General features: G+C 69.8%; 5 protein-coding genes. All 5 read left to right on the top strand.

What is annotated here, in order from left to right:
* Positions 1 to 403, top strand: a 403-nt coding sequence (locus Q8Q85_13065) for a hypothetical protein (protein MDP3775186.1), incomplete at its 5' end; no start/stop codon positions are given.
* A gap of 10 nt (positions 404 to 413) precedes the next feature.
* Complete coding sequence (locus tag Q8Q85_13070; protein MDP3775187.1) at positions 414 to 1,514, top strand: PorV/PorQ family protein; 1,101 nt, start codon at positions 414 to 416, stop codon at positions 1,512 to 1,514.
* Between the two features lie 29 nt (positions 1,515 to 1,543).
* The gene (locus Q8Q85_13075; protein ID MDP3775188.1) at positions 1,544 to 2,233 is read left to right on the top strand and encodes an outer membrane beta-barrel protein; all 690 of its coding nucleotides are present in this window, start codon (positions 1,544 to 1,546) and stop codon (positions 2,231 to 2,233) included.
* Positions 2,234 to 2,256: 23 nt separating this feature from the next.
* Positions 2,257 to 4,224 (top strand): hypothetical protein, encoded by a 1,968-nt coding sequence (locus tag Q8Q85_13080; protein ID MDP3775189.1) that lies wholly within the window; start codon positions 2,257 to 2,259, stop codon positions 4,222 to 4,224.
* Between the two features lie 168 nt (positions 4,225 to 4,392).
* Positions 4,393 to 4,698, top strand: a 306-nt coding sequence (locus Q8Q85_13085) for a TPM domain-containing protein (protein ID MDP3775190.1), incomplete at its 3' end; no start/stop codon positions are given.

Consider the following 4,698-nt stretch of genomic DNA (forward strand, 5'->3'; position numbering starts at 1 on the left):
CTTGAACCGCTATTCGGATTACACCGGCGTGGTGACCGCGGGCGTCTCAGGGACGGGCATCACGGCGGTTACCCGATCCCAGCTCGATTCGATTCGGGTCGTTCCCAACCCGTTCGTGGCGTTTTCCACGTTCCAGACGTCCATCGACGAATCGCGGGTGGTCTTCACCCACCTGCCGCCGCGCGGATCGTTGCGCATCTACAGCGTGTCCGGGCAGTTCATCCAGCTACTCTCGTGGACCACCGCGGACCTCGGCTCCAACGGCGACCTGCACTACAACCTGAGGACGCGCGAGGGCACGGACCTGGCGACGGGAATGTACATCTGGGTGCTGAACACCGACGTCGGCGGCCGGAGACAGGCGCGCGGCAAGTTCGTCGTCATCCGCAGCCGGACCAACTGAGGACACGACCATGCGACTGAGCACACTGATGGGCGTGGTCGCGCTGGCGACCGCCACGGGACAGGCCGTAGCCCAAACGCAAGGGACGCCGATCGTCCCGTCACCGTCGGAACCGGCCAGCCGCGTCGGCACCCGCGGTGCGAACTTCCTGCTGATCGGCGTCGGAGCGCGCAGCCAGGCGATGGCCAACGCGTATACCGGCCTCGCCTCGGGTGCGACGGCGATGTACTGGAACCCGGCGGGCCTCGGCAGCAGCGCCGGCGTGGACTTCGCCTTCACGCGCACGGCACTGTACGAGGGGCTGGACATCACGCACACGTTCGCGGGCGTCGTCCTGCCGTTCGCGGGCGGCGGCCTCGGCCTCTCGTACATCCAGTTCGACTCGGGGGACATCCCCCGGACCACCGAGGACGATCCGGACGGCGGCGACCCCACCACCGGGCGAGTCTTCGCCTGGCAGAGCACTGCGGTGGGACTGCACTACGGCCGCCGCCTCACCGACCGCCTGGCGGTGGGCGCGGGCGCCAAGATCATCGGCGAAGGCATGAACGACGCCCGGACGAATTGGTGGGCGCTGGACGTGGGCACCCAGTTCAACACCGGACTGTACGGCCTGCAGATCGGGGCGGCACTGACCAACGTCGGGCCGGCGGCCAACGCCGAAGGGACGCTGATCGAGCGCCGGATCAACAACACCAACGTGTTCCCGTTCGCCCTCCCGGTGCAGTTCAAGACGACGCCGGCCAACCTGCCGACCGCGTTTCGCTTCAGCGTGATCTCCCAGCTGATGGGGACCTCGGACGCGTTGCTCTCGGCCACCCCGGGCCAGAACCTGCGGACGGTGCTGGAGCTCTCCGACGGCGTGGACACCGATCTCCAGATCGCCCTGGCGGGTGAGTATACGTACCGCAACGTCGTCTTCCTGCGCGCCGGCAAGCGGTGGCTCAACGAGGCGCACACCGAGTTCCGCGAGGGCAGCCACGGGCTGTCGTTCGGCGGCGGCCTGCGGGTTCCCATGCTCGGGCGGCACCTGACGTTCGACTACGCCCACACCTCGTTCACCGACCTCGGCGCGGTGCAGGTATTCTCGTTCGAACTGGGCGGCAACTAGTGCCGCGCGCGCGCAGACTGGGAGGAGCAATGCGCAGGACTTTCCTCGGGCTCGCCGGCGCGCTGGCGCTGGTGACCGTCGCCGCGGCGGAGGCACAGGTCGTGCCCCACCGCTTCCAGATCGGGCCCCGGCTCGGCCGGCTGAGCTTCGCCGAGCAGTCCGGGCTCAAGGCATCGGGTCTCGTCGGCGTGGACGGCGTGTACTTCCTGACCCGCAACCTGGGCATCGGGTTCTCCGCCGACTTCAGCCGGCCCCAGACCGACGGCCGGTACCACCCCGCGGAGTTCACGTTCGGGGACACCACGTTCGTCTTCCAGGCGACGTATCCCATCACGATCTTCCAGTATCAGCTGATGGGGGTCGTCACCCTCGGGAGCGGCAGCATCAGCCCGTACCTGACGGGCGGCGCGGGAGCGTACCGCATGTACGTCGATCCGCAGTCGGCCGCGGGGGCGCGCCAGATCTCCCACACCCTGGTGACCCTGGGAGGCGGCATCAACCTGCGACTCGGCGGCAGCAGCGGGCTCCGCCTCGAGGTCCGCGACTTCATCTACACCGGGTACGACCTCAACGAGGTCAACACGGTGAAATCGCGGTTCAACCCGCTGCGGTTCCCGGATGTCTCACCGGTGCCCGACGACCGCTGCTATCGTGCCACGTGCAAGCTGAACAACGTGCAGATCGCGTTCGGCTTCACCTTCGTCCCGGGCAGCCAGTGAGCCCCGCGGAGAGGAGAATCGTGATGACGACGCGGGGGGTTCGCGTTCTGGCATTCGGGTCGCTGATCGCGCTCGCCGCGTGCCAAGGGGAGCACACGACCGAGAACCAGCCGTTCGGCCCACCGAGCTACAACTTCCGGCTCACCAGCCTGTCGCGCGGCGTCCCGCGCTCGGGCGGAGCGGACGCCGTCTTCCTGACGTTCCTGACGCTGGACGCCAGCCTTGCGGACGCCTTCGGGCGGCAGGGCGATCTGGCGGTCCGGCTGCGCGGGACGACCAGCTGGAACCTGGTCACGACGATGCGGCGCCTGGCGGTTGACGGACGAGCGCCAACGATGGTCGCTCCCACGGTCGCGGTAAACGCGGCCACGCTGACGCTGGAGGGTCCGGAAGTCTTGGCGACCGGCGGCATGTGGCGCTCCACCATCAGCTTGACCGGCCTCGCGGCCAGCACGGGGTACACGGTCGCGCTGTTCCGGTACGGGCTCAAGACGGGCTCCACGGCGACGGACACGCTCGACCAGGTAGCGGCGCTCATGACCGGCTCCAACTTCACGACCCGCGACTCGCTGTTCGTGCTTCCGGCCACCAGCGTGGCGAGCCCGTCCCTGACGGGCGGCTGCACGGCCGCCGCCGCCGCGGTCTCCTCCGCCACGGCGAACCCGCTGATCCTGGGCACGTTCACCTCGACCGCGGCCGGCGCGTCCGGCGTCCTCACGCGCTGCATCAACGACACCGGAAGCCTGTACTACCGTGCCAACCAAGTGGTGAGCCTCAATCGCACGCCGATCGCTCCCAGCACGGGGCTGACCTTCGGCCTGCCGCAGTACAACTACATCGTGGTGTACGTGACCGCCTCGGGCGCGACCACCGGCACGACGCTGCGCGGTCAGATCGGCCAGGACCTGGACTACGTCACCGCCAACCCGGTGAACAACGCGTTCGCGCCGTTCCCGTGCCGCGCCGTGGCCAACAACTGTACCGCGAGCAACGTGCTGACCACCCGGCAGAGGATCGCCACGCCCGGCGGCGACGCGAGCGTGGACAGCGTCACGATCTCGCTCCGGGGGCTCAAGGAGCTCGGTGCCGCCGGCGTGTACCAGGCGTGGCTGGTCAACCCCGCTACCGGCGCCGCGCCAGTGCCGGCGGTGGGCCGCCTGGTCGCCACGCAGATCGACACGGTCACCGACGCGCCGGTGCTGGTCCTGAATACGACGGTGCTGGATTCGACCGAGAATGTCTCGTCGTTCGGCGGCTTCGCGATGCCCCAGGCCTCGCACGTGACGTGGAGGTTCAAGGTGTTCGCGGCGGCCTCGGGTGTGAACCTGCGCGACTACACCCACCTGCTGATCACCCTCGAGCCCGGCGGCCCGGCGGCGGCGCCCTCCTCGAACACGGCGCTGTGGCTGCGGTTCGCCGACCAGAAGGGCACGGCCACCTTCAGGGATGACGACTACTTCGACGCGGCTCCGGTGGTAGCGTGGGGTCGGCTCGACCTGGCCAACGTCGCGACCCGGGTGTTCACCGCCGCGGGCCGCGGTTTCGGTGGCTACCGCGGCGACGAGGTGTCGGTGGACTTGAACGATCTGCCGCGGCCCCCGGTCGGCTACTACTACCAGGCTTGGCTGCAGGACGTCAACGGGCCGGACGGGAACGGCACCGACACCGTCTACGTGTCGGTGGATACGCTCCGGGCACCGTTCCCGGGGCGGGCGCTTCTCGTGGACGCGGATGCGTCGATCCCGGACCCGGTGGTTCAGGACGTGCCGCCGGTGATCCGTTCGGCGAACTTCCGGAACTTCGCGGCGAGCATGGGGCTGGATCCGAATCGCCAGTGCGATGCGGCGAACCCGGCGCGCGGCGCGTGCCCGTTCGGCGCGTTCGAGAATTACCTCGTGACGCTCGAGCCCAAGGGTAGCAACCCGACGAGCCCGAGTCCGTCGATCGTCTTTACCTCATCGCTCCCGTCGGTCGTCAAGACGGGCAAGTGAGCTAGCGGGCGGCGCCCGCGGCCCCGCGGCCGGCCTTCGGACAGCTCCGATGGCCGGCCGCGCTGCGTTGTTTCGCGGATGGTGGTGCCGTGCGCGGGGCGGGGACCGCGCTCCGGCCTGTGCCCGGGGCGCCGTCGTCCGCGGCGCGCGCCGGGTATATTGCCGCCCATGCGCACGCTGGCCGTTGTGCTCGCCCTAGAGCTCCAGATCCCCGCCCCCATAGGGTTCGTCAACGACTTCGCGCGCGTGATCGAGCGCCCGGCGGCCGCCGCGATGGAGCGGACGGTCGCCGAGGTGCGGGAGAAGTCCGGCGGTGAGATCGTCGTGGTGACGATGCGTGACCTCGGGGGCCGCCCGGCGAGCGACGTCGCGCGCGACATTGGGAGGCAGTGGCGGGTGGGCGCGCGCGGCGGCGCCGGCGACCGGGGGCGGAACGCGGGCGTCGTCCTGCTGCTGAAGCCGGGGGCGCGCCCG

Source organism: Gemmatimonadales bacterium (assembly GCA_030697825.1).
Lineage (GTDB): Bacteria > Gemmatimonadota > Gemmatimonadetes > Gemmatimonadales > JACORV01 > JACORV01.

Excerpts from the sequence above, each read along its gene's own strand:
- Q8Q85_13075 (MDP3775188.1), top strand. The coding sequence starts at position 1,544 with ATGCGCAGGACTTTCCTCGGGCTCGCCGGCGCGCTGGCGCTGGTGACC.
- Q8Q85_13070 (MDP3775187.1), top strand. The coding sequence starts at position 414 with ATGCGACTGAGCACACTGATGGGCGTGGTCGCGCTGGCGACCGCCACG.
- Q8Q85_13080 (MDP3775189.1), top strand. The coding sequence starts at position 2,257 with ATGACGACGCGGGGGGTTCGCGTTCTGGCATTCGGGTCGCTGATCGCG.